Below are 22,797 nucleotides of genomic sequence, written 5' to 3' on the forward strand. Positions count from 1 at the left end.
GAAGTCCTCGCCCCTTGGCAGATGCCTCTGCGGAAGGGCCGTGCTCAGGAAAACGCCTTGAAGGTGATCAGGGTGAAGGTGTCCTTCACGCCCGGCAGCGTCTGGATCCGGCTCGTCACGAAATGGCCGATGTCGGTCTTTTCGTCGAGATAGCACTTCATCAGAAGATCGTACTGGCCGGAGGTCGAGTAGACCTCCGAGACCTGCTCTACGGCGACGGCATCGTCGGCGACCTCATAGGCCTTGCCGAGCTCGCACTTCACCATGACGAATATGGTCTGCATGCACTCCCTCCGTCGCGGCGCGCACTCTAGCGCGTCGGACGGGCGAGGAAAGCCGGGACGTGATCGCCGAGGCCCATCGGCGCCGGCGAATCGTCGCGATCGCGACGGTCGTTGCGCGGGCGGTCGGACCGGCTGCGCGAGGAGGAGGAGGAGGACGACGACCGCGAGTCACGGTCGGAACGCTGCTCACGCTCGGGACGTGCCTCACGAGGCTGACGCTCGGCCCGCGGCTCACGCGGCGGACGGGCTTCGCGCTCGGGACGCGCTTCACGCGGCGGACGCGCCGCGCTCTCGGGACGAGCTTCCATTTCCGGCCGCGGCTCCCGTTCGACACGGGGCGCAGACTCAGGACGCGGCTCGCGCGGCGGACGACCGCCGGAGCTGCTGCCGCTGCGGCCACGACTGCTGCTGCTGTTGCTGCTCGAACCGCCACGTCCACGGCCACGACCGCGACGACGTCCGTCGGACGGCTCGAAAGCCAGCACTTCCATGCCCGCTACTTCGACGCGCGGAATGGTGGTGCCGATCAGCTTCTCGATCGCCTCGACCAGGGCGCCCTCGTCGGGCGAAGCCAGGGTGAAGGAATGGCCGGTCAGGCCGGCGCGGCCGGTACGACCGATACGGTGGACATAGTCCTCGGGCGAGAACGGCACGTCGAAATTGAACACATGGCTCATCGCCACGATGTCGAGACCGCGGGCGGCGACGTCCGAGGCGACGAGGATCTGGATCTCGCCCTGCTTGAACTTCTCCAGCGTCTCCATGCGCGCGGGCTGGCTCATATCGCCATGCAGCGCGCCGGCATTGAAGCCGTGCTTCTTCAGCGAGCCCTGCAGGATCGCCACGTCCTTCTTGCGATTGCAGAACACGATGGCGTTCTTGATGTCCTGTTCCTTGATCAGGGCCCGCAGCGCCTCACGCTTGTCGTCTTCCCGCACGACCACAAGGCCCTGCACGATGTTCTTGGAGGCCGATGCCGGCGCCGAGACCGTGACTTCCTTCGGATTGCTCAGGAAGCGGTCGGCCAGGCGCTTGATCTCCGGCGGCATGGTCGCGGAGAAGAACAGGGTCTGGCGCAGCGGCGGCAGGGTGGCGACGATGCGCTCGACGTCGGGGATGAAGCCCATGTCGAGCATGCGATCGGCTTCGTCGATCACCAGGATCTTGACGTCGTTCAGCAGGATGCCGCCGCGCTCGAAATGGTCGAGCAGCCGGCCCGGCGTGGCGATCAGGACATCGGCGCCGCGTTCGAGGGCGCGTTCCTGGTCGGGGAAGCTCACGCCGCCGATCAGCAGCGCCATGTTGAGCTTGTGGTACTTGCCGTAGATTTCGAAGTTCTCGGCCACCTGGGCGGCCAGTTCGCGGGTCGGCTCCAGGATCAGCGAGCGCGGCATGCGCGCCTTGGAGCGGCCTTCCGACAGAATATCGATCATCGGGAGGACGAAGGAGGCGGTCTTTCCGGTGCCCGTCTGGGCGCATCCGAGGACATCGCGACCCATCAGGCAGATGGGGATGGCCTTTTCCTGGATGAGGGTCGGCGTCGTGTAGCCCTTCTCGGCCACCGCCTGCAGTACCGGGGCGCTCAGCCCCAAACTCTCAAAACTCATTTAATTTCCGTGGTTTAGTCCATTCTTTCCGCTGGACTTGGAGCAGTCTCATAAGGCTCGTGGATCGGGCCGGACCGCTGGGCGGACCTCATATGATCCTTACGGGTGTGCAAGTCAATGCGACCGGGCGCGGGGCTGCCCGGCGGCTTCGTCAGGCCTTGACCTCGATTTCCACGAACACGAACTCGAAATCGTTCGGGTTGATGACGTCGTGCTCGACCCCGGTCTGGCGGGCATAGGAAACCCCGGCCCGGAGCGGAGCCGGAACCGTCGCCTTGCCGTCAAAAATGTGCAATTCGCCGGTCGTGACCGGGACCACGACATAGTCGTGATTGTGACGGTGCCAGCCGGTGTGGCTGCCCGGCGGGAAACGCCATTCCGTGACGATGACGCGATCGTTGTCGATCTGCACCGAGGGCTTGGCGAGCGGGCGTTCCTTGTCTGTCATGGGCAAAAGCTAATGGGGGACCGCAGGCATTGTAAGGTGACAGGACGGCGCGCCCTGATAATGTGCATATGCACGTAATTGGAGTTGATCGTCCTGGCCCACCCCCTTCTCACCGCGCCCATCGGCAAGAGCCTGTGGAAGCTGTCGGCGCCCACGACCGCCGTGATGATCGTCCAGACCTTTGTCGCCATCGCCGAGACCTTCATCTTCGGCAGACTGGGCACCGAGGCGCTGGCGGGCTTCGCGCTCGTCTTCCCGCTCATGATGATGATGACCATGATGGCGGCGGGCGGCATGGGCGGCGGCGTGGCGGCCGCCATGGCCCGAACCCTGGGCGCCGGCCGCACCGAGGACGCCCGCAAGCTGGTGCTGCACGCGCTGGTCCTCGGTGCGGGGCTGGCGCTGCTCTTCACCCTGCTCGCCTGGACCGCCGCGCCCTCGCTGTATCGGCTGCTGGGCGGCGACGGGGCGGCGCTCGCCAAGGCGCTCACCTATTCCCACGTCCTGTTCACCGGCTCGATCTTCATCTGGGCCAACTTCTTCCTGTCGGCCCTGCTGCGCGGCGGCGGCGATGCGGCGACGCCCGGCCGCTACATGCTGGTCTCCTCGATCGCGCAAGTGCCGCTCTCCTACGTACTGGCGCTGGGCATCGGCGGCTGGCCGGGCATCGGCATGGCGGGGCCGGCGATCTCCGCGCTGTTGACCGCGGCGGTCTCGGCGGCGCTGCAGGCGCGCGCCCTGTGGAGCGGCAAATTGGGCTTCGTGCCGGCGGCGACCGGCATCCCGCTGCAGGGGCGCTTGTTCTGGGAGATCCTGAGGGTCGGCCTGATCGCCTCCTTCTCGGCCTTCACGGCCAACCTCACCGCCATGTTGGTCACCGGCCTGGTCGGTCGCTTCGGCATCGCCGCGCTGGCGGGTTACGGCATCGGCGTGCGGCTTGAGTTCATGCTGGTACCGCTGGCCTTCGGCATCGGCTCGGGCCTCACGACCATCGTGGGCGTCGCGGCCGGCGCCAACGACTGGCGCCGTGCCGTCCATGCCGCCTGGATCGGCAGCCTGGTCGCCGGCTTGGGCATCGGCACCTTCGGCTGGGTCGTGGCGCTGTTCCCCGAAGGCTGGGCGCGGCTGTTCACCGACGATCCCGACGTCGTGGCGGCGACCGTGGCCTATGTCACGCGCGTGGCGCCGTTCTATTTCGTGTTCGGCATCGGCATGACGCTGTCCTTCGCCAGCCAGGGCGCGGGCCGCATGAAGGCGCCCTTCGCGGCCGGCCTGACGCGCCTGTTCGTGGCCTCGACGGGCGGCTGGTTCGCGATCGAGCATCTCGGCTGGGGCCTGCCGGGCGTCTTCACAGCCATCGCCGTCGGCATCGTCACCTTCGGCAGCCTGATCGCGGGACCGCTGCTCGTCCATCCCTGGCGCGCGCGGGCGTAACACGGGCGTGATAGGCTCGCTTCCTCCCGACGGAGGAAGCGATGCAACGACCGTCCACCATCCGCACCTGGAACCGCAACGCCGCCGACGAGGAGGCGATGGGCGCCGCCCATGCGCCGATCTGGCGGCGCATGATCGACGTCGGGGTCCACGAGGACCTGCGCCAGTCGACCGTGCTCGACTATGGCTGCAACCAGGGCGGCTTCCTGCGCATGCTGCACGATCGCCATCCCTTCCATGCGGCGGTCGGCATCGACATCGCGCGCGAGTCGGTGGCACGCGCCGATCTGCTGAAGGGCTACCGCCCCATCGAGTACCGAGTGGGCGACAGTGCGGCGGCGCTCGGCCGAACGTTCGATCTCGCGTTCAGCCACGAGGTGCTCTATCTCCTGCCCGACCTCGCCGCGCATGCGGACGACATCAAGGCGGCGCTGAAGCCGGGCGGCACCTATGTCGCCGCCATGGGCTGCCACAAGGACAGCGCCGTCTGGCCGCGCTGGCGCAAGGTGCTGGCCGAGACCTCGTCGATCCCGCTCTACGACCATTCGCTCGACGGTGTCGCCAAGGCGTTCAGCGACGCGGGCTTCCATGTCGGTGTTCGTCCGCTCGACCTCGACGCCTTCATGCCGGTGACGGTGGGCAGCGAATATTTTCCCAAGATCGTCGACCAGTTGCGCTACTACAGTCAGGACAAGGTCCTGTTCCGCTTCGTCCGCGCTCCCTAGTCTCATGACCTTCTGAAGGCCAATAGCTTACTTCCCACCGCCGCAAACCAGGCCCTTCTCAGCTCATGGACTACGGCTTACGATTTGCCATTGCTCCGCTCTTGCTCGTAGCGCTGGCATGCCAATTGTCTGTTGCACAGGTTCGTCGCGAGCAATTGCCTTTCGTCGATGATTCGCAACTTTCCGACGAGGGCCCGGTGTTCGATACAGCCGAGCAGGCCAGGCGTATCCTTGGTTTACGCCGGCAATCCGCCGACACTGCTTACGTGGTTCTTCCAGTCTGGAGTGACGAAGAAAGCAAAGACACACCTGACATGAGAGAGACTTGGGAGTTGATCGAAGCTCTGCAAGCCAGCAGCACAAGTCCCGTCGCCTTTGCTCGATCGGCAACAGCGCCACCGACGCTCGTTGCCTGGATGTGGAACACGTGGCCATCCAACATCTTTGGCGCCAAGCACTGGCAGCTGTGGCAGCCCCCTCCTCGCACCGGTACGACCATAACGCGATGGGGACTGCCATGGAACGATGAAGAGGGGCGCCCCACAATCTGCCACTGGGCAACCTTGCCGAGAGAAAACGCGCCTCCTCTCGATTTTGTTCTGGTCGATGCAGCACGCAAGTCCCGCTCGATCGGTTGCTTCGCGGCAGGCCTTCTCAAGCACGTCGGAAATCCACTGTGGACTCATGTCGTCCGCAAATATGGAGACGAACAAAGCGCGGATGCCTTTCCGGAAGTGCGTCGGCTTTTCCAATGTGCTCTTCGGGTTCAGCATGACTTTGTCCAAATATCCAACGCTCAGGACGCCATAACTCACAGCGACCAATTCATTGCCACACTGGAGCATCAACTGCGGCGGGAATGTTTGACCGATGGTACATAGAATCTCATTGGGCTAACTTCGACTGAAGCAGCCTGCCTCCCTGGGAGACATCTTCATGGCAATGCCGGCCCTGCCGTTCGTCACCGCCTTCTACGCCGCGCTGATCGGCCTTCTCTGCGTGGTGCTGTCGCTGCGGGTCAGTCTTCAGCGCCGGAGCAAGCGCGTCAGCATCGGCGACGGCGGCGACGCCGAGTTGGGCCGCATCGCCCGCGCCTTCGGCAACTTCGCCGAATATGCCGCGCTGGTGCTGGTCCTGCTGGCCCTGCTCGAAATCTGCCACGGCTCGCGGCTCCTGGTGCATGTGCTGGGCGCCGCCTTCGTCATCGGTCGCATCGCCCATGCCTTCGGACTCTCGACCTCGGCGAACGCCAACCCCGGCCGGGCCGCCGGCTCCCTCCTGACGCTTATCGTCATTCTCGTGACGTCGGTCGCGCTGCTGGTGATCGTCGCGCGGAAGATCTTCGTCTAGCCGCGCACGCCGAGCTGACGCAGCGATCTGTCGATCCAGAGGGCGCCGATCTTTTCCTGGACGGAGTTCTGGCGCAGACGCTGGCGCAGGTTGGCGAAGTCGACCAGGTCGAGTCGCTGGTCCTGGTTGAAGCAGGAGAAGACCACCGTCTCCTTGCCGGTCTCAGGGTCCCTGTGGAGCTGCAGGCACTGGGCGCAGATCTCCTTCATCATGCATTGCATGGGGGAGTTGATGGAGCCGAAGGCCACGTGTTCCGGCTTAAGGTACGACTTCAGCGCCGCATGCCGCGCCAGGCGCACGGCATTCATCATGCCGTCGGAGCCGATGGCCACGATGCGGTCGGCGGCGCTGTAGAGGATCGGCTGGTCGCCCAGCTCGCCCGACGCATATTGGCGCATCGCCTCGACGATGTTGGTGACGACCGACTTGTCCTGCGGCCGGCCCGGCGCAAAACCAGGCGCCTCGTCGCAGCACCAGACGACGACGTCGGCCGCGGCCTCGATCTCCTCGACCTTGTAGCGGTCGATCATCTTCTTGTAGCCCGCGAAGTAGAGCACCTTGCTGCCGGCCCGACGGAAGGCCTGGCCGATCGAGAAGAGCACCGCGTTGCCGAGGCCGCCGCCCACCAGCACGACGGTCTCGCCGGGTTCGATCTCGGTCGGCGCACCTGTGGGCCCCATGACGATCACCGGCTCGCCGGGTTTCAGCATCGCGCAGAGGTCGGACGAACCGCCCATCTCCAGCGCGATCAACGACAGCAGGCCCTTCTCCTTGTCGACCCAGGCGCCGGTCAGCGCCAGGCCCTCCATGGTGAGCAAGGTGCCCTCGGCCCGCAGCGAGCGCGCCTCGTAATTCTGCAGGCGATAGAACTGCCCGGGCTCGAAATTGCGCGCGGCGGCCGGCGCCTCGACGATGACCTCGATGATGGTCGGCGTCAGCCGGTCGACGCGTACGACACGCGCGCGCCACGAACGGTTGGCCTCGTCGAGGATCTCCGCCGGCGTACGCTTCGGCGCCGGCAGCGCCGTCATCGAGCGCGTCAGCACCGGATAGCCCTGCTTGGCGCCACCCATCGCCTTCACGACATTGCCCGCGAACGACGGATGCAGGTCGCCGAAAAACGACATGAAACGGTTGTCGGCGTGGCGGTACATCAGCACGCGCACGTCGGCGGGCTTGCAGACGCGTTCGGGCGTCGCCGGATTGCCCTCCTCGTCGAGGGCGCGGAAATACTTGCCGTCGATGAAGGCGTGCGTCGCATCCTCGCGCGCCAGCACCGTGTTGGGCTGCGTGCCCGCCGCGACGAGGATGGTGCGCGCCGGCAAGATGGCCTCGACCTTGGCGCCGTTCTGCTCGCCCGCGACCTTCAGCGCCTTCGCCTGCCCGGCCTCATCGATCTCGACAGCGACGGGTGACAGCCCCTCGACGAAACGAATGTCCTCTTCGAGCGCCTTGAGCACTTCCTCATGGTTCAGCGTGTAGGACGGCGAATCGATCAGGCGGCGGCGATACACCAGCGAGACGCCGCCCCAGCCGTTCACCAGCTTCGTGATCGCGGGTTCGCGCCCTTCACGCGCCGCCAGCTCGCGCTCGGCGCGAATGGCCTTGGCGTGGGCGATGAACTCCCCGGCGATCTCGCGTTCTTCCGGCGACCAATTCGCGCCCACCGCTGCTTCGCCTCGCTCGGCAACCAGCGTCTCGTGGCGCGCCAGGAACTTCTCGACCTGTAGCGGATAGTAGGCGAGCGATTCCGTCGCCGTGTCGATCGCGGTGAGGCCGCCGCCGATCACGACCACCGGCAGGCGGATCTGCAGGTTGGCGATGGAATCCTTCTTGGCCGCGCCCGTGAGTTGCAGCGCCATCAGGAAGTCCGAGGCCGCGCGCACGCCGCGCGCCAGGCCGTTGGGCAGGTCGAGCACGGTGGGCTTGCCGGCGCCGGCGCAGAGCGCGATATGGTCGAAGCCCATGGCGAAGGCGCTCTCGACCGTCACCGTGCCGCCGAAGCGCACGCCGCCGAACATCGAGAACTGCGCACGCCGCTCAAGCAGCAGGCGCACCATCTTCAGGTAGTTCTTGTCCCAGCGGACCGTGATGCCGTACTCGGCGACGCCGCCAAACCCCGCCATCGCGCGCTCGCCGAGATTTTCGCGCAAGGTCGCAACGTCTTTCACCGCCGCGAAGGGCACGCGTGTGCCGTCCATCGCGACGCCCGACTGCATCTCGGGCAGCGGCTCAATCTTCAGCCCGTCGATGCCGACCACCGTATGGCCGTCGTTCATCAGGTGATGCGCGAGGTTGAAGCCCGCCGGGCCGAGCCCGACCAGCAGTACGGTGCGGCCGGTGGAGGGACGCGGGATCGGGCGGCGCAGGTTCAACGGATTCCAGCGCGTCAGCAGCGAGTAGATCTCGAAGCCCCACGGCAGGGCGAGCACGTCCTTCAACGTGCGGGTCTCGATCTGCGGGATGTCGACCGGCTCCTGCTTCTGGTAGATGCAGGCCTTCATGCAGTCGTTACAGATGCGGTGGCCGGTCGCGGCCAGCAACGGATTGTCGACCGCAGCCATCGCCAGCGCACCGATGGAGAAGCCCTCGCTTTTCAGCAGGTTCATCTCCGAGATCTTTTCCTCGAGCGGGCAGCCCGCCAGCGTCACGCCGAACGGCGACTTCTGGAATGCGCCCGTCTTGCGATCCTTGAGGCCGCGCGAGCAGCTGTCCTTGCCCTGGTTGTGGCACCAGATGCAGTAATTGGCATGATCGAGAGCGCGCACCAGGTCGAAGCCCTGGTCGGTGAGCGCAAATCCCTCGCGATGGCGCAGCATCGGCCGCGGCAGCTTCATGCGCGTGACGCCGTCGACCATCTCGGTCTCGATCGGCACGAGATGCTCGAAGTCGAGCTTGTGCGGCACCTTGAACAGCGGCCCGTCGAGATGCCGGCGCTTGCCCTCGGGATGATGCAGCGCCCAGGCGGCGTAGCGCGTCAGCGCCTCGATCTCGGGTGTCGGTGTCTCCACTTTGAACTCGGCGCCGATGAGGTCGCGGACCGCCAGCGCAAAGGCCAATTCCCAGGCTTCGAGGCCATCGTCGAGTTTGACGGGAAGAGTGACGGCTTCCGTGACTTCGGTACCCTCGAGCGCGGCCGCCGCGTCAGGCTTGATGGCGCGCGTGACATAGCGCTGCACGAAGAGACGCTTGCAGTCGTAGAGAGGCGCCAGCCGGCTGTGCCGCTCCCGCAGGGCCGCCGCTTCGTCCGCCACGCCAAACAGCGCGCCTACGAAATCCTCGAGCGGCCGCGCCACCTCGATCAGCAGGTTGGATTCGTCCTTGGCCGCCAGGCCCTCGGGCGCGGCACGGGCGGCCATCAGGCGGGCATGGGCATCGACGTTGGCGTCCTTCAGCCAGTCCACGAAGGCGGCATCGAGACGGGCAATACCCTCACGGTCGTGAAGATCGTCGAAGCTGAGCCCATGCGTCAGCGGTGGGACCAGCCGAGAGTCAGACATTGACGAGAATCCGGGGCGAGAGGGCAGGCCGTTCGTCTACGAACCGATTAAACAGGCCACTCACGGTGAGTGCAAGCGTCGCAGGTCGAGACCGGGATTAGCGACATTTATGCCTGATGACGCCGCCGCCGCCTTCGCCCATGGTCCGGCCGCCATGCAGCAAGTCCCCGCCTCCGTGCGCCAGTGGCTGATCGTCGTCGCCGGCATGATCTTCTTCATGATCGTGATCGGCGCGCTGACGCGGCTGACCGAATCGGGCCTGTCGATGGTCGAATGGCGGCCGGTCACCGGCTGGCTGCCGCCGCTCTCCGATGCCGCCTGGCAGGCCGAGCTGCAGAAGTACCTGGCCTCGCCGCAGGGCCGGATGGTGAACCACACCTTCACGGTCCCGGAGTTCCGGGAGATCTTCTGGCTGGAATATATCCACCGCCTGTGGGGCCGGTTGATCGGCGTCGTCTTCGCCGTGCCGCTCACCTGGTTCTGGTGGCGCGGCGCGCTCAATGCGCATCTCAAGCCGCGCCTGTTCGCCCTTCTCGTGCTGGGCGGCCTGCAGGGCGCGCTGGGCTGGGCGATGGTGGCCTCCGGCCTCGTCGACCGCCCCTCGGTCAGCCATTACCGGCTCGCCGCGCACCTGATGCTGGCGGTCGTGCTCTATGCCTACACGGTCTGGCTGATCCTCGAGCTCATCCCGCAGGGCATCCGCCGCGACGACGCCAAGATCAGGCGCAAGTCGACGGCGCTGATCGGCTTCCTGCTGGTGGTGATGATCTGGGGTGCCTTCATGGCGGGCCTCCGCGCCGGCACCGCACACAGCACCTTCCCCACCATGTCGGGCTACTGGATCCCGCCCGGCATGTTCGACCTGTCGCCGGGGTGGATCAACTTCTTCGAGAACGGCACGACCATCCAGTTCGTCCATCGCTGGCTGGCGAAGCTCCTGTTCCTCGGCGTGCTGGTCATGGCGTGGCGGGCGCCGCGATCCGAGACCCTGGCGGCGGCGGCCATGGCCTTCTTCCAGCTGGGCCTCGGCATCGCCACGATCCTGAGCGGCGTCAGCATCCCGATCGCCACGCTGCATCAGGCCGGCGCGGTGCTTCTCCTCACGGCCCTTATCGTTGTCCGCCACCGCGCGATGCCTTCACCGCGTGTCTCGGTTATTCTCCGGGGATGACCGGCAAGCCTGCCGCCGCCTCCTCTCTCCTGAAACGACCCGTCGTGGCGGCATCGTTCGCCATCGTCGTCGCGTCGGCCGCGGGCGTCGGCGCCTGGGTGGCGCGCTCGCCGGAGGACGCCCCGGGAGCGCAGGCCGTCGTGGTGGAGGTGGAGCCGCCTCAGGCTCCCTCACCGGCGGTTCCGATTGAGAAGGTGGAGACAGCGGCTGCTCCACCTGCTCCGGCGCCTCCTCAAGCTCCTTCGCCGGCGCCTGCCCCACCGCCGGCGCCCAGAACCGAACTTCTCCGCGTGCCGGCCCCCACGCCCTCGCCCGAGCCTCCTGCTCCCCCAGCGGCGACACCGATGCCCAACATGCCCCTCGATTGGGCGGGCATGCCGGTTGGCGAGCTGAGGGATCGGGCCGACGCCGGCAGCATCGCCGCCATGGAAGAGCTGGCGCGCCGGCTGGTGCAGGGCATCGGCATGCCGAAGGATCAGCAGGCCGGCGCCGGCTGGCTGATGCGCGCCGCCCAGTCGGGCTCGGCGCAATCGGCCTTCAACGTCGCGGTGATGTACGAGCGCGGCTTCGTGGTGGAGCGCAATTGGCCGCGCGCCGTCGAATGGTATCGGAGGGCCGCCGAAGCCGATCTGGCGATCGCCAAGCACAACCTCGCCTTGATGCTGCGCGACGGCAAGGGCACCGCCCGCAACGGCCGGGAGGCCGTCGAGCTTCTGCAGTCGGCGGCGCGCCAGGGAATGGCCGCGTCGATGTTCAGCCTGGGCGACATCTACGAACGCGGCGACGCGGCGGTGAAAGACCTGGCAATGGCGATGGCCTGGTTCGCGATCGCCGCCGAGTTCGAGCGGCAGACGAACAAGGGCGCCGAGACGGCGCTGGCCAAAACGTCGGCGACCCGCGCCCAGGCGCTGCAGCGCGGGCTGACGCCGGAGGAGCTGCAGAAGGCGGAGCAGCTCGGGCAAGGCGAATTCAAGCGCATCGTCGAGGCCCTGCAGAAGCCGGCCCAGCCAGCCCTGCGCATCGCACCGACGCCGCCCGTCGAGACGGCGGCGGCCCTGCCGGCGCCGGCACGCCCACGTGCGGGCGCCTTGCCGCCGCTCCCGACGCCCGATCTCGATCCGCCGGATTGGCCCAAGGCCAGCAAGGACCAGGTCAAGGTCATCCAGCAGGCGCTGTTCGATCTCAAGCTGCTGCGCGACAAGCCCGATGGCACCTTGGGCCCGATGACGCGCGCCGCCATCCGGACCTACCAGCGCATCAACGCCCAGACCGAGACCGGCGAACCCACCAAGGAACTCTACGCAACCTTGAAGGAAGCGGTCGCGCGTCACGATGCGCCACCACCGGCAAAGCCGGAGGCCAAGCCCGAAGCGCCGGTCGCGGTTGCCGCCGCGACACCGCCGAAGACCGAGACGCCGAAGGTCGAACCAACCAAGCCGGTCGAGATCGCAGCCGCGGAGCCGCCGGCACCGCCGCCAAGCTCAGCCGACATCGCGAAGCTCATGTCGGCGCCCTCCGAGCCGCCCAAGCCCATCGAACTCGCCGCTGCCGAGACCACGCCGCCACCGAGCTCGGCAGATATCACCACGTTCATGTCGGCTCCACCCGAGCCGCCGAAGCCCATCGTCATTGCTGCCACCGAGATCACGCCGCCACCGAGCTCGGCCGACATCACCAAGCTCATGCCCGCGCCACCCGCGCCGATTCAGCTCGCCGCTGCTGCAGCACCACCTCCGCCGCCCACATCGTCAGACATCACGAGGTTGATGCCGCCGCCTCCTGCACCGCCAAAGCCGATCCAGCTTGCGGCCTCTGCGCCACCGCCTCCGCCGCCGGCCTCGGCTGACATCGCGAAGGCGACGCCCGTGACACCGCCGGCTCCGAAACCAATTCAGCTCGCCGCGGCAGCACCACCGCCACCACCACCGACATCGGCCGACATTGCAAAGGCCACGCTCGCGCTGGCGCCGAAGCCGATCCAGCTTGCGGCTGCCGCGCCACCGCCGCCGCCGACCTCGGCCGACATCGCGAAGGCAACGCCCGCCGCACCGCCGGCTCCGAAGCCGATCCAGCTTGCTGCCACGACACCGCCGCCTGCTCCGCCGACATCGGCTGACATCGCAAAGGCGACGCCTGCGGCACCGCCCGCTCCGAAGCCGATCCAACTCGCAACTGCTGCACCACCGCCTCCGCCGCCGACATCGGCTGATATCGCGAAGGCGACACCCGCTGCACCGCCGGCTCTGAAGCCGATCCAACTCGCGACTGCGGCACCACCGCCTCCGCCGCCGACTTCGGCCGATATCGCGAAGGCGACACCTGCTGCACCGCCGGCTCCGAAGCCGATTCAACTCGCGACTGCTGCACCACCGCCTCCGCCGCCGACTTCGGCCGATATCGCGAAGGCAACGCCCGCCGCACCGCCCGCTCCGAAGCCGATCCAGCTTGTTGCCGCTGCGCCACCGCCGGCTCCGCCTACGTCAGCCGATATTGCGAAGCTGATGCCGCGGCCTCCTGAGCCGCCCAAGCCGATCCAACTTGCGACAGCCGCGCCACCGCCGGCTCCGCCCACGTCAGCGGACATCGCAAAGGCCACTCCTGCAGCGCCCGCGCCGCCCAAGCCCATCGATCTTGGCAAGCCCGCGGCCGCGCCGGCTCCCCCGACATCAGCGGACATCGCCAAGGCAACGCCGGTCGATCCCGATGCCTGGCCGTCGAATACGGCGGATCAGGTGAAGAGCGTCCAGGCGCTGCTGCGCGAGATGCGGTTCTACGAGAAGGCGCCCGACGGCCGCATGGGGACGGCGACGCAGGCGGCGATCCGCGAATACGAGAAGCTGGCCGGCCTCAAGGTCACGGGTCAGGCGAGCAGGGAGCTGTTCGACTCGCTGAAGGAGATGCAGCTCCTGATGAAGCCCAAGCCGTAAGACGGCTCAAGCCAGTCGGCCGGCGTGCCGCCACCAGGTCGCGGGCAGGAGCGTCGCCGCGCGTCGCGCATCTTCGATCGAACCATAGAGGCCAAAGCAGGTCGCCCCGCTGCCGCTCATCGCGACATGGGCGACGCCCTCGCTGCGCCGCAGCCGGTCGAGCACCTCGGCCACTTCCGGCTGCAGCGAAATGGCGGCCTCCGTCAGGTCGTTACCACGTTGCGCGAGATCATCGGCGAAATCGCCGAGCCCTCGCCAGCCATCGCCGAGCGGCAAGACCGTGGAGAAGCCTCCCTGCCGCGCACCGAAGACAGCGGGCGTGGGCAGCGCGACGCCGGGATTGACCAGCAGGATGGCGCAGGCCGGCAAGGCCGGCGCCGGCGCGAGGCGCTCGCCGATGCCCGAAGCCAACGCCGGCCGGCCGGCAAGACACATCGGCACGTCGGCGCCGAGCGTCGCGGCCAGGTCGAACAGCTCCTCCTGGGGCATCGCCACCCTCCACAGGTCGACCAATGCGAGGAGCGTCGCCGCGGCATCTGCCGAACCGCCGCCCAGTCCGGCCGCCACGGGGATGCGCTTGGTGAGACGCAGTGCGGCACGCGGCGCCAGGCCGGCGCGGCCGGCCAGCAGGCGTGCGGCCTTGAGCACCAGATTGTCGGGATCGCTTTCGAGTGAAGCCGCGGCCGGCCCGACGATCTCGAGCGACAGATCGGACGCCGGCGCGACCTCGATCTCGTCGGCGAGATCGGTGAAGGCGACCAGCGAATCGAGCAGGTGATAGCCGTCGGCACGGCGCCCGACGACCTTCAGCCAGAGATTGACCTTGGCTCGCGCGAGCAGCACGCCCCCTGCTCTTCGATCAGCCGCCCTGCTTGGAGTCGGCGGCCTTCTCGTAGACGGTCGGCTTGTCGTTCGACGGATTCAGCCCGTTGGCGATCTTGTCCTGGATGACCGGCAGGCGATCCTTGTCGGGCTTCTGGTGCAGCGCGCGCTCCCACTGGAAGCGGGCCTCGCGGCGGCGGCCGACATGCCAGTAGGCGTCGGCGAGATGATCGGTGATCGTCGAGTCGTCGCCCTTCTGCTCGGTCGCGCGCTCCAGCCACTCGACCGCCTTCTCGAACTGGCCGAGCCGGTAATAGGCCCAGCCCACGCTGTCGGTGATGGAGCCGTCGTCCGGCCGCAGCTCGGTCGCGCGCTCCAGCATCTTCATGCCTTCGGCGAGGTGCAGGCCCTGGTCGATCCAGCTGTAGCCGAGATAGTTCAGCACGTAGGGCTGTTCGGGCGAGAGCTCGAGCGCCTTCTTCATGTCGGCCTCGGCCTTCGGCCAGTTCTTGGTGCGCTCGAGCACGATGCCGCGACCGAAATAGACCTGCCAGTGCCGCTCGTCGGGCGTGCCCAGCCGCGAGATCGCGGTGTCGTAGGCGGCGACCGCCTCGGCAAACTTGTCCTTGCCGCGCAGCAGGTCGGCGAGCGTGAGGGCTGCGTCGATGCGATCGGGCTTCTCGGCCACCAGGGTCTTGAGGCGGGCGACGGCCTGGTCGAACTTGTCTTCCTGCGCGTCGAGCGCCGCCGTGCGCAGCCGCGCCTGCCAGTAGAGCGGCGAGTTCGGGCCGATCTTGCCCAGAGCGGCGATCGCCTTGGGCATCTGGTTGAACTGCTCGTACAGGCCCGCGATCATCAGCCAGGCGAAATCCTGGTCCGGCTTCAGGGCGGTGGCGAGCTGATAGAAGATCAGCGCGAGGTCGGCGCGCTGGTTGCGCGGATCGGAGGCGAGGATGCCGCCGATGTCGAACAGGATCTCGGCGATGCCCGAGGCCGGCGTCGGCGGCTTGGGCATCGGCGCGTTGGGGCCCATCAGCCCGTCCATGACGACGGAGTCGCTGTAGCGCGTGCCGTAGGTCTTCAGGATCTCGCGCGCCTCGGCATCCTTGCCGAGGCGCCGCAGCCCTTCGGCCACGGCGATCGTCGTGCGCAGCCCGTTGCGGTCGATCGACATGGCGCGGCGGTACTTCGTCTCGGCGGCGGCCTTGTCGCCCGCCATCTCGTCGATCTGTCCCTCGATCACCAGCGACGGCGCTTCTGACCGCTCGCCAGCCGGCGGCTTCAGGCGAACAAGGAGAGCACGGGCGGCCGCATAATCCTTCTCACCGGCCTTCAGCCACGCCAGCACATATTCGCGCAGCGTGCCGAGCTGGTTCTCTGCGCCGATCTTGCTGAGCTGCTGCTCGGCCGCCTTGTACTCACCCTTCTTGATGGACTGGATCGCCATCACGAGGTTGGCGAAGCCGTCGCCCGGACGCGTCGTCAGCACGGCCGGCGCAAGCTCGGCGGCCTGGTCGATGCGGCCCGCATACACGCGCAGGCGGAAGACGGCATAGATCAGCTCAGGATCGAGCGGCATCAGCGCCAGCGCCTGGTCCATCTGGTCGGCCGCGGCGTCGTAATCGTGATCCTGCTCGCCGACACGGGCGGCGAGATAGCGCCCCTGCAGCGAAATCGGCGCCAGCCGCTGGCCGGGCTGGACCGCGGGCGGACGGGCGGCCGGCGGACGGGCACCGCCCGGTTGCGGCTGGCCCTGCTGGGCCTGGCCGGAGAGAGGAAGAGCGAACAGCAGCGCGGCGGAAAGCAGCGCAGAGGAGGTGCGGTTCATGCGGCTCACATGTTGGGGTAATTGGGACCGCCACCACCTTCGGGGACGGTCCAATCGATGTTCTGCGCGGGATCCTTGATGTCGCACGTCTTGCAGTGCACGCAATTCTGCGCGTTGATCTGGAAGCGCGGCTGGCCGTTGTCGGCCGTCACCACTTCATAGACGCCGGCCGGGCAGTAGCGCTGCGCCGGTTCGGCATAGAGCGGCAGGTTCACCGCGATCGGAATCGACGGATCGCGCAGCTTCAGGTGAACCGGCTGGTCCTCCTCGTGGTTGGTGTTCGACAGGAACACCGAGGACAGCTTGTCGAAGGAGATCACGCCGTCGGGCTTGGGATACTGGATCGGCTGGAACTCGCTGGCCGGCCGCAGCGTCTCGTGGTCGGCCTTGTGGTGACGCAAGGTCCACGGCACGCGGATGCCGAGATCGTGCAGCCACATGTCCATGCCGCCATAGAGCGTGCCGAGCGTGGTGCCCCACTTCAGCGCCGGCTTCACGTTGCGCACCTTGTCGAGGTCCTTCCAGACCCACGAGGCCTTCAGCTTCACCGGATAGGCGATCAGCTCGTCGCCGCCGGTCTTGCCGCCGGCCAGTGCCTCGAATGCCGCCTCGGCCGCGAGCATGCCGCTCTTCACCGCGTTGTGGCTGCCCTTGATGCGCGGCACGTTGACGAAACCGGCCGAGCAGCCGATCAGCGCGCCGCCCGGGAAGGTGAGCTTCGGGATCGACTGCAAGCCGCCCTCGTTGATGGCGCGCGAGCCGTAGACCAGGCGCTTGCCGCCCTTCAGGTACTTGGCGACGTCCGGATGCGTCTTGAAGCGCTGGAATTCGTCGAACGGCGAGAGATACGGGTTCTCGTAGGAGAGATGCACCACGAGGCCGATGGCGACCAGGTTGTCGCCGAAATGGTACATGAACGAGCCGCCCGAGCTGTTCGTCTCCGACAGTGGCCAGCCCTGCGAATGCACCACCAGGCCCTTGCGGAAGTTGGCCGGATCGACCTGCCACAGTTCCTTGATGCCGATGCCGAACTTCTGCGGGTCCACGCCGTCGCGCAGATCGAACTTGGCCATCAGCTGCTTGGCGAGCGAGCCGCGCACGCCCTCGCCGATCAGCGTGTACTTGGCATGCAGCTCCATGCCGGGCGTGTAGCTGTCCTTGTGCTTGCCGTCCTTGGCGATGCCCATATCGCCGGTGGCAACGCCCTTCACCGAGCCGTCCTCGTTGTAGAGCACTTCGGCGGCGGCGAAGCCCGGATAGATCTCGACACCCAGCGCTTCGGCCTGCTGGCCGAGCCAGCGGCAGACTTCGCCCAGGCTGACGATGTAGTTGCCGTGGTTGTTCATCAGCCGCGGCAGCAGGAAATTCGGAAAGCGGTAGGAGCCGCCCTTGGTGAAGAACAGGAACTGGTCGTCGGTGACCTGGGTCTCGAGCGGCGCGCCCTTTTCCTTCCAGTCGGGAATGAGCTCGTTGAGGCCGATCGGATCGACCACCGCGCCAGAGAGGATGTGGGCACCGAGTTCCGAACCCTTTTCCAGCACGCAGACGGAGACTTCGTGGTTGCGCTCGGCAGCAAGCTGCTTCAGGCGGATCGCCGCTGACAGTCCGGCCGGACCACCGCCCACGATCACCACGTCATACTCCATCGCCTCGCGCGTCATGCCCATCTCGCTCTGCAATTTCATTTTACCGATGGACGCGCGCCTGTCCGGCGGCAATCCTTTGATTTAGATAGCCTGTCGGGGGCAGGATCGCCACCCGCTGAAAAGGGGAATTCCTTTGCCTGAATTGATCGAAATCGAGAGCAAGACCTTCTCTGCACGTGATTTCAGGCTGGAAAGTGGCAAGACGCTACAGATCCTCGAACTCGCCTACGAAACCTACGGTACGCTCTCGCCGGCCAAGGACAACGCGATCCTCGTGGTGCACGGCTACACCTCGTCCCATCACGCTGCAGGCAAGAATGCGTCCGGCAAGCACGGCCGTGGCGTGACCGAAGGGTCGGCCGGCTGGTTCGACGGACTGATCGGTCCGGGCAAGGCCATCGACACCGACCGGCATTTCGTCGTCTCGGTGAACGCGCTGGGTTCGGCGCATGGCAGCTCCGGTCCCAACAGCACCGATCCCGGCACCGGCAAGCCTTACGGGCCGACCTTTCCCGAGATCACCTTGCGCGACATGGTGGCGAGCCAGAAGCTGCTGGTCGATTCGCTCGGACTGAAGAGCCTCGTCGCCGTGGTCGGCCCGTCGATGGGCGGCTTCCAGTCGTTCCAGTGGGCGGCCTCCTTCCCCGGCTTCATGAAGGGCATCGCCGCCTCCGTCACGTCACCGCGTGCGCCCGGCCGGCTGGGCGGCCTGGAGGCGCTGCAGGCGCGGCTCGCCAGCGACCCGAACTGGAACGGCGGCTGGTACTACGAGAATGGCGGCATTCCCGGCACGCTGGAGCAGATCCGCTACGAGACGCTGCTGAACTACGGCCAGGCCGAAGCCGAGGCCAAGGTCGCCGCCAAGAGCTGGGCCAAGATCTATGACGGCCATTCGCTGGTCACCCTGCGGCGCGCCATCGACGGGTTCGACATCACCAAGCAGTACGAGCAGCTCAAGCAGACCAAGGTCCTGTACGTCATCTCGAAGACCGACAAGCTGTTCGATCTCACCGACTGCGCCGCTTACGCGCTCGACATGCGCAAGGCCGGCGTCGATCTGACTTATGTCGAGATGCCGTCGGACAAGGGACACATGGCCAGCCACGCCGACGCCGCGATGTGGGCACCGATCCTGGGCGCCTTCATCAAGAGCCTCGCATGACCGAAACGGCGTTCTCTCCGCAGGACGCCGCAGCGCTTTTGCGCTGGTACGTCGATCACGGACTCGACGAGACGATCGGCGAGGAGGCGATCGACCGGTTCGCGTTGCCGCCGCCGGCCGCCGTTTCCGTTGCTGCGCCGGCCACTGTAACGCCGGCCGCACCGACACCGATCCGCGCGCCCGTCTCACCACCGGTCGTGCGCGCGCCTGTCCCACTGGAATCGCCCCAGCTCGCCGAGGATGCGCGCGCGGTCGCGTGCCAGGCGAACAGCATCGCCGAACTCGAGGAGGCCGTCCGCGCCTTCGAGGGCTGCGCGCTGAAGCGCACCGCCAAGAACACGGTGTTCGCCGACGGCGTTGCCGGTGCGCCGGTGATGATCGTGGGCGAGGCGCCCGGCGCCGACGAGGATCGCCTGGGCAAGCCGTTCGTCGGCGTCAGCGGCCAGCTCATGGACCGCATGTTCTCAGCCATCGGCATGAGTCGCGAGCGCGACCTCTACATCACCAACATTCTCTTCTGGCGCCCGCCCGGCAACCGCACGCCGACTTTGTCGGAGCAGGCGATCTGCCTCGCCTTCACCCGCCGCCACATCGAACTCGCCAAGCCGAAGATCGTTGTGTTGGCCGGCGGCACTGCGGTGAAGGCCGTGCTGAACACCGCCGAGGGCATCACGCGCCTGCGCGGCAAATGGACGACTCTTACACTCGACGACGGCAGCGAAGTCCCTGCGCTGCCCACCTTCCATCCCGCCTACCTGCTGCGCACCCCCGCCAGCAAACGCCAGAGCTGGACCGACCTGCTGTCGCTCGACAAGCGCCTGAAGGATCTCGGCGTTCGCTGAATAAACTCCGGTCGAGACGACGGGAGATCCGTTACCAGGTTACCGCGATTCCAGGTGTGCGGCTTCCGATTCGTTCGTTTCGAATATTTCGTTTATTTCGTTTGTTCGCTAAAGCTTCTTCCTCAGGAAGAACTTTTGATGCCCGGGCGGGAAGTCGTCGAGGGTGGCGAAGACCTCGTAGCCGCGCTTTTCGTAGAACGGGCGGGCCTGCCAGGTGTGGGTGTCGAGATGCGCGGAGTGGCAGCCGCGCGTGCGGGCATAGTCCTCGGCGGCATCCATCAGGCGCGTGGCGTGGCCCTGGCCGCGCAGCGCCTCGTCGACCCACAGGGTCGAGACGAACAGCCAGTCCGACCAGACCACGCCCAGCAGTCCGCCCAGGGTCTCGCCCTTCTCCCCTTTCAGGAAGATGTTGCAAGGATAGTAGTCGGATCTGCCCGTGCGGCTCGAATTGAACATCGAGAGGCGGTCGTGCACGTAGTCGACCGCGCGCGTATTGTCGGGATCGAAGTGGAGTTCGACCTTTTCCATATCAGCGCATCGCGGCGCGCTGGCGGACCAGGGCCAGCACGCTGCGGCCGATCGGCATGTCGACGCCGACCCATTCCGACATCTCGACGACGGCGCCCAGCAGCGCCTCTATCTCGAGCGGACGGCCGCGTTCGAGGTCCTGCAGCATCGAGGTCTTGTGGGCGCCCACCTCGGCGCCGCCCGCGATGCGCTTGTCGACGCCGATGGCGAACTTCACGCCGAGCTTCTCGGCCACCGTCTGGCCCTCGACCATGAGGGCGCGGCAGACCGCATGCGTTCCGGGATCGCTGATCACCTTGTCGAGCGTCGCGCCGGTCAGCGCGCTGATCGGGTTGAAGGCCATGTTGCCCCAGAGCTTGACCCATAGCTCGTCGCGGATACGCGGCCGCACCGGCGCCTTGAGGCCGGCCTTGATCAGCAGCTCCGAGAACTTCGCCGCGCGCTCGCTGCGGCTGCCGTCGGGCTCGCCCAGGGTGAAGCGGTCACCATAGGTGTGCTCGATGACGCCCGGCTCGACGACGTCGGCGGCCGGATAGACGATGCTGCCCAACACCTGCTCTGGCGGCAGGCCGGCGGTCAGCACGCCGTCATGGTCGACCGACTGGATGACCTTGCCCTCGAACTCGCCGCCGAGCCTGTAGGTGTACCACCAGGGCACGCCGTTGATCGCCGCGACGATGGTGGTGTTGGGTCCGATCAGCGGCTTGAGTTGCGCCATCGCCGGCAACAGCGAATGCGCCTTCAGGGTCAGGACCAGATAGTCCTGCGGCCCGATCTCCTTCGGATCGGAGGCGACGCGAGGTTCCGTCACCGTCTCCTTGCCTTCGCTCAGCAGGACGAGGCCCTTGGTGCGCAGCGCCTCGCCATGGGGGCCGCGCGCCACGACGGTCACCGGCGTGCCGGCCATCTCGAGCTTGGCGGCCATCAGGCCGCCGATGGCGCCGGCGCCGAATACGCAGATCGAGGTCACGTCGCTGTCCTCAGGCCTTGGCTTCGCCGAGGCCGAGCTTGGCGGCCAGGCCGATGCGCTGCAGCTTGCCGGTGGCGCCCTTGGGGATCTCGGTCACGAACACGACCTTGCGCGGCACCTTGAAGTCGGCGGCATGCTTGCCGACGAAATCGCGCAGCTCGCGCTCGGTCGCTTCCTGTCCCGACCGCAGCACGACGACCGCGCCGACATCCTCGCCCAGCATGGGATGCGGGATGGCGAAGGTCACGACCTGCTCGACCGCCGGATGATCCATCAGGATCGTGTCGACCTCGATCGGGCTGATCTTCTCGCCGCCGCGGTTGATGATCTCCTTGAGGCGGCCGGTGAGGAACAGGTAGCCGTCCTCGTCGAAGCGGCCCTGGTCGCCGGTGCGGAACCAGCCCTCGGCGAAGGCCTTCAGGTTGGCGTCGGGATTGTTGTCGTAGCCCGCCGTCACGTTCGGCCCCTGGATCACGACCTCGCCGATCGTGCCCTGCGGCTGGAAGTGACCGGCTTCGTCCATGATCGCGATCTTCGGGCCGGCCGGCAGGCCGACGGCGCCGGGCTTGCGCTTGCCCGGAGGCAGCGCATTGGAGGCCATCTGGTGGCTGGCCTCGGTCATGCCGTAGGCCTCGATCACCGGGCAATCGAACGCCGACTCGAGCTCCAGCATGACCTGCGGCGGCAGCGAGGCCGACGAGGAGCGGATGAAGCGCAGCTTGGCGGCCTTCGCCGCGTCGGCATGGCTGCGCAGGCGCGTCAGGATCGCCTGGTGCATGGTCGGCACCGCCGTGTACCAGGTGGGCTTCACCTCCTCGAGCTGGGCGAAGAAGCGCAGCGCGTTGAAGCCCGGCGTGCACGACACCGACGCGCCGGCGCCGAGCGACGACAGCGTCGCGGCGATCAGCCCGTGGATGTGGAACAGCGGCATGATGTTCATGCAGCGGTCGGCCGGCGTCAGCGCCAGCGACGCCGCGATATGGCGCGCCGAGGCCGCGAGGTTGGCGGTCGACAGCGGCACGATCTTCGGCCGCGCCGTCGTGCCCGACGTGTGCAGCACAAGCGCGATCTCGCCATCGACCGAGGTGCCCGGGCTTGCCGCCCTGGCCGGCTTCAGCGCCGAAACGTCGAGGGTGAAGGCGCCGGCCGGGCCGTCTTCCGTCGGGACCAGCTCGATGATCGGCACGCCGACCTTCTCGGCCATCGCGCGCACCGGGCTGTCCATGCCCTTCTGCACGATCACGGCCTTGGGCTTCAGGTCGTCGAGATAGAACTCGAACTCGTCGGCGCGATAGGCCGGGTTGAGCGGCGCCGAGCTGGTGCCCGAGGCGACGGCGATGAACGACGACGCCATCTCCGGCCCGTTCGGCGCGACCATCGCGACGCGATCGCCGCGGCCGATGCCGACCGCGTTGAGCGCGGCCAGCGTATCGTCGGTGAGCTTCTTCAGGCCGCCATAGGTGAGCCAGGGACGTCCCGGCGCGCCGATGGCCGGCGCGTCGGGCTTGCCCGCGGACGTGACGTCGTAAACGGTCTTGATCATCGTGAGGTCC

General features: G+C 67.2%; 18 protein-coding genes. 8 read left to right on the forward strand and 10 right to left on the reverse strand.

The window, feature by feature from the left end; all coding sequences use genetic code 11:
• Positions 1-44: 44 nt before the first annotated feature.
• The 3 genes from AC1ROX_RS20895 to AC1ROX_RS20905 all read right to left on the reverse strand — a co-directional run bounded on the left by AC1ROX_RS20895 (position 45) and on the right by AC1ROX_RS20905 (position 2,339).
• Positions 45-284 (reverse strand): Lrp/AsnC family transcriptional regulator, encoded by a 240-nt coding sequence (locus tag AC1ROX_RS20895; protein ID WP_493128692.1) that lies wholly within the window; start codon positions 282-284, stop codon positions 45-47.
• Positions 285-310: 26 nt separating this feature from the next.
• Positions 311-1,891: a DEAD/DEAH box helicase gene (locus tag AC1ROX_RS20900; protein WP_493128694.1), complete on the reverse strand. Its 1,581-nt coding sequence runs from the start codon at positions 1,889-1,891 to the stop codon at positions 311-313.
• Positions 1,892-2,042: 151 nt separating this feature from the next.
• A complete protein-coding gene (locus AC1ROX_RS20905; protein ID WP_439613461.1) occupies positions 2,043-2,339 on the reverse strand; it encodes a cupin domain-containing protein in 297 nt (98 codons plus the stop codon).
• A 78-nt stretch (positions 2,340-2,417) separates the two neighbouring features.
• On the opposite strand from AC1ROX_RS20905, the gene AC1ROX_RS20910 reads away from it, so the two are divergent.
• The 4 genes from AC1ROX_RS20910 (at position 2,418) to AC1ROX_RS20925 (ending at position 5,848) form a co-directional block, all read left to right on the forward strand.
• The gene (locus AC1ROX_RS20910) at positions 2,418-3,773 is read left to right on the forward strand and encodes an MATE family efflux transporter (RefSeq protein WP_493128696.1); all 1,356 of its coding nucleotides are present in this window, start codon (positions 2,418-2,420) and stop codon (positions 3,771-3,773) included.
• Between the two features lie 41 nt (positions 3,774-3,814).
• Positions 3,815-4,498 (forward strand): class I SAM-dependent methyltransferase, encoded by a 684-nt coding sequence (locus AC1ROX_RS20915; protein WP_493128698.1) that lies wholly within the window; start codon positions 3,815-3,817, stop codon positions 4,496-4,498.
• Positions 4,499-4,563: 65 nt separating this feature from the next.
• Complete coding sequence (locus AC1ROX_RS20920; protein WP_493128699.1) at positions 4,564-5,379, forward strand: hypothetical protein; 816 nt, start codon at positions 4,564-4,566, stop codon at positions 5,377-5,379.
• 55 nt (positions 5,380-5,434) lie between these two features.
• The gene (locus AC1ROX_RS20925) at positions 5,435-5,848 is read left to right on the forward strand and encodes an MAPEG family protein (protein ID WP_493128701.1); all 414 of its coding nucleotides are present in this window, start codon (positions 5,435-5,437) and stop codon (positions 5,846-5,848) included.
• On the opposite strand, the gene AC1ROX_RS20930 is transcribed toward AC1ROX_RS20925, so the two are convergent.
• Positions 5,845-9,348, reverse strand: coding sequence for an FAD-dependent oxidoreductase (locus AC1ROX_RS20930; RefSeq protein ID WP_493128703.1), 3,504 nt, complete (start codon positions 9,346-9,348; stop codon positions 5,845-5,847). The genes AC1ROX_RS20925 and AC1ROX_RS20930 overlap by 4 nt on opposite strands.
• Before the next feature lie 109 nt (positions 9,349-9,457).
• Between AC1ROX_RS20930 and AC1ROX_RS20935 the strand changes: the two genes are divergently transcribed.
• Both AC1ROX_RS20935 and AC1ROX_RS20940 read left to right on the forward strand, forming a co-directional pair.
• Entirely contained in the window at positions 9,458-10,519 is a 1,062-nt protein-coding gene (locus AC1ROX_RS20935; RefSeq protein ID WP_493128705.1) for a COX15/CtaA family protein, read from the forward strand.
• Between the two features lie 344 nt (positions 10,520-10,863).
• Entirely contained in the window at positions 10,864-13,446 is a 2,583-nt protein-coding gene (locus AC1ROX_RS20940) for a peptidoglycan-binding protein (protein WP_493128707.1), read from the forward strand.
• A gap of 6 nt (positions 13,447-13,452) precedes the next feature.
• Here AC1ROX_RS20940 and AC1ROX_RS20945 read toward each other — a convergent pair whose 3' ends face one another.
• Genes AC1ROX_RS20945 through AC1ROX_RS20955 form a run of 3 tightly spaced genes read right to left on the reverse strand, consistent with a single transcriptional unit; the run spans position 13,453 to position 17,781 of the window.
• The gene (locus tag AC1ROX_RS20945; RefSeq protein WP_493128709.1) at positions 13,453-14,289 is read right to left on the reverse strand and encodes a 4-(cytidine 5'-diphospho)-2-C-methyl-D-erythritol kinase; all 837 of its coding nucleotides are present in this window, start codon (positions 14,287-14,289) and stop codon (positions 13,453-13,455) included.
• A gap of 16 nt (positions 14,290-14,305) precedes the next feature.
• Entirely contained in the window at positions 14,306-16,096 is a 1,791-nt protein-coding gene (locus AC1ROX_RS20950) for a tetratricopeptide repeat protein (RefSeq protein WP_493128711.1), read from the reverse strand.
• Positions 16,097-16,101: 5 nt separating this feature from the next.
• A complete protein-coding gene (locus tag AC1ROX_RS20955) occupies positions 16,102-17,781 on the reverse strand; it encodes an electron transfer flavoprotein-ubiquinone oxidoreductase (RefSeq protein ID WP_493128713.1) in 1,680 nt (559 codons plus the stop codon).
• Between the two features lie 94 nt (positions 17,782-17,875).
• On the opposite strand from AC1ROX_RS20955, the gene AC1ROX_RS20960 reads away from it, so the two are divergent.
• On the forward strand, positions 17,876-18,904 hold the full coding sequence (locus AC1ROX_RS20960; RefSeq protein ID WP_493128714.1) for an alpha/beta fold hydrolase: 1,029 nt from the start codon (positions 17,876-17,878) through the stop codon (positions 18,902-18,904).
• The gene (locus AC1ROX_RS20965) at positions 18,901-19,746 is read left to right on the forward strand and encodes a uracil-DNA glycosylase (RefSeq protein ID WP_493128715.1); all 846 of its coding nucleotides are present in this window, start codon (positions 18,901-18,903) and stop codon (positions 19,744-19,746) included. Before AC1ROX_RS20960 ends, AC1ROX_RS20965 begins: the two co-directional genes overlap by 4 nt.
• A gap of 108 nt (positions 19,747-19,854) precedes the next feature.
• Here the strand turns inward: AC1ROX_RS20965 and AC1ROX_RS20970 are convergent, their stop codons facing one another.
• From AC1ROX_RS20970 to AC1ROX_RS20980, 3 genes are read right to left on the reverse strand one after another with little or no spacing between them, the layout of a single operon-like run.
• Entirely contained in the window at positions 19,855-20,274 is a 420-nt protein-coding gene (locus AC1ROX_RS20970; RefSeq protein WP_493128717.1) for a GNAT family N-acetyltransferase, read from the reverse strand.
• A 1-nt stretch (position 20,275) separates the two neighbouring features.
• A complete protein-coding gene (locus AC1ROX_RS20975; protein ID WP_493128719.1) occupies positions 20,276-21,244 on the reverse strand; it encodes a 2-dehydropantoate 2-reductase in 969 nt (322 codons plus the stop codon).
• Positions 21,245-21,254: 10 nt separating this feature from the next.
• A complete protein-coding gene (locus AC1ROX_RS20980; RefSeq protein WP_493128721.1) occupies positions 21,255-22,787 on the reverse strand; it encodes an acyl--CoA ligase in 1,533 nt (510 codons plus the stop codon).
• Between the last annotated feature and the right edge of the window lie 10 nt (positions 22,788-22,797).

It is taken from the genome of Reyranella sp. GW821-FHT14A01 (assembly GCF_058803965.1).

Coding starts and splice junctions, on each gene's coding strand:
- AC1ROX_RS20925 (WP_493128701.1), top strand. CDS start 5,435: ATGGCAATGCCGGCCCTGCCGTTCGTCACCGCCTTCTACGCCGCGCTG.
- AC1ROX_RS20900 (WP_493128694.1), bottom strand. CDS start 1,891: ATGAGTTTTGAGAGTTTGGGGCTGAGCGCCCCGGTACTGCAGGCGGTG.
- AC1ROX_RS20980 (WP_493128721.1), bottom strand. CDS start 22,787: ATGATCAAGACCGTTTACGACGTCACGTCCGCGGGCAAGCCCGACGCG.
- AC1ROX_RS20935 (WP_493128705.1), top strand. CDS start 9,458: ATGCCTGATGACGCCGCCGCCGCCTTCGCCCATGGTCCGGCCGCCATG.
- AC1ROX_RS20915 (WP_493128698.1), top strand. CDS start 3,815: ATGCAACGACCGTCCACCATCCGCACCTGGAACCGCAACGCCGCCGAC.
- AC1ROX_RS20970 (WP_493128717.1), bottom strand. CDS start 20,274: ATGGAAAAGGTCGAACTCCACTTCGATCCCGACAATACGCGCGCGGTC.
- AC1ROX_RS20930 (WP_493128703.1), bottom strand. CDS start 9,348: ATGTCTGACTCTCGGCTGGTCCCACCGCTGACGCATGGGCTCAGCTTC.
- AC1ROX_RS20950 (WP_493128711.1), bottom strand. CDS start 16,096: ATGAACCGCACCTCCTCTGCGCTGCTTTCCGCCGCGCTGCTGTTCGCT.
- AC1ROX_RS20895 (WP_493128692.1), bottom strand. CDS start 284: ATGCAGACCATATTCGTCATGGTGAAGTGCGAGCTCGGCAAGGCCTAT.
- AC1ROX_RS20940 (WP_493128707.1), top strand. CDS start 10,864: ATGCCCAACATGCCCCTCGATTGGGCGGGCATGCCGGTTGGCGAGCTG.
- AC1ROX_RS20920 (WP_493128699.1), top strand. CDS start 4,564: ATGGACTACGGCTTACGATTTGCCATTGCTCCGCTCTTGCTCGTAGCG.
- AC1ROX_RS20955 (WP_493128713.1), bottom strand. CDS start 17,781: ATGAAATTGCAGAGCGAGATGGGCATGACGCGCGAGGCGATGGAGTAT.
- AC1ROX_RS20965 (WP_493128715.1), top strand. CDS start 18,901: ATGACCGAAACGGCGTTCTCTCCGCAGGACGCCGCAGCGCTTTTGCGC.
- AC1ROX_RS20905 (WP_439613461.1), bottom strand. CDS start 2,339: ATGACAGACAAGGAACGCCCGCTCGCCAAGCCCTCGGTGCAGATCGAC.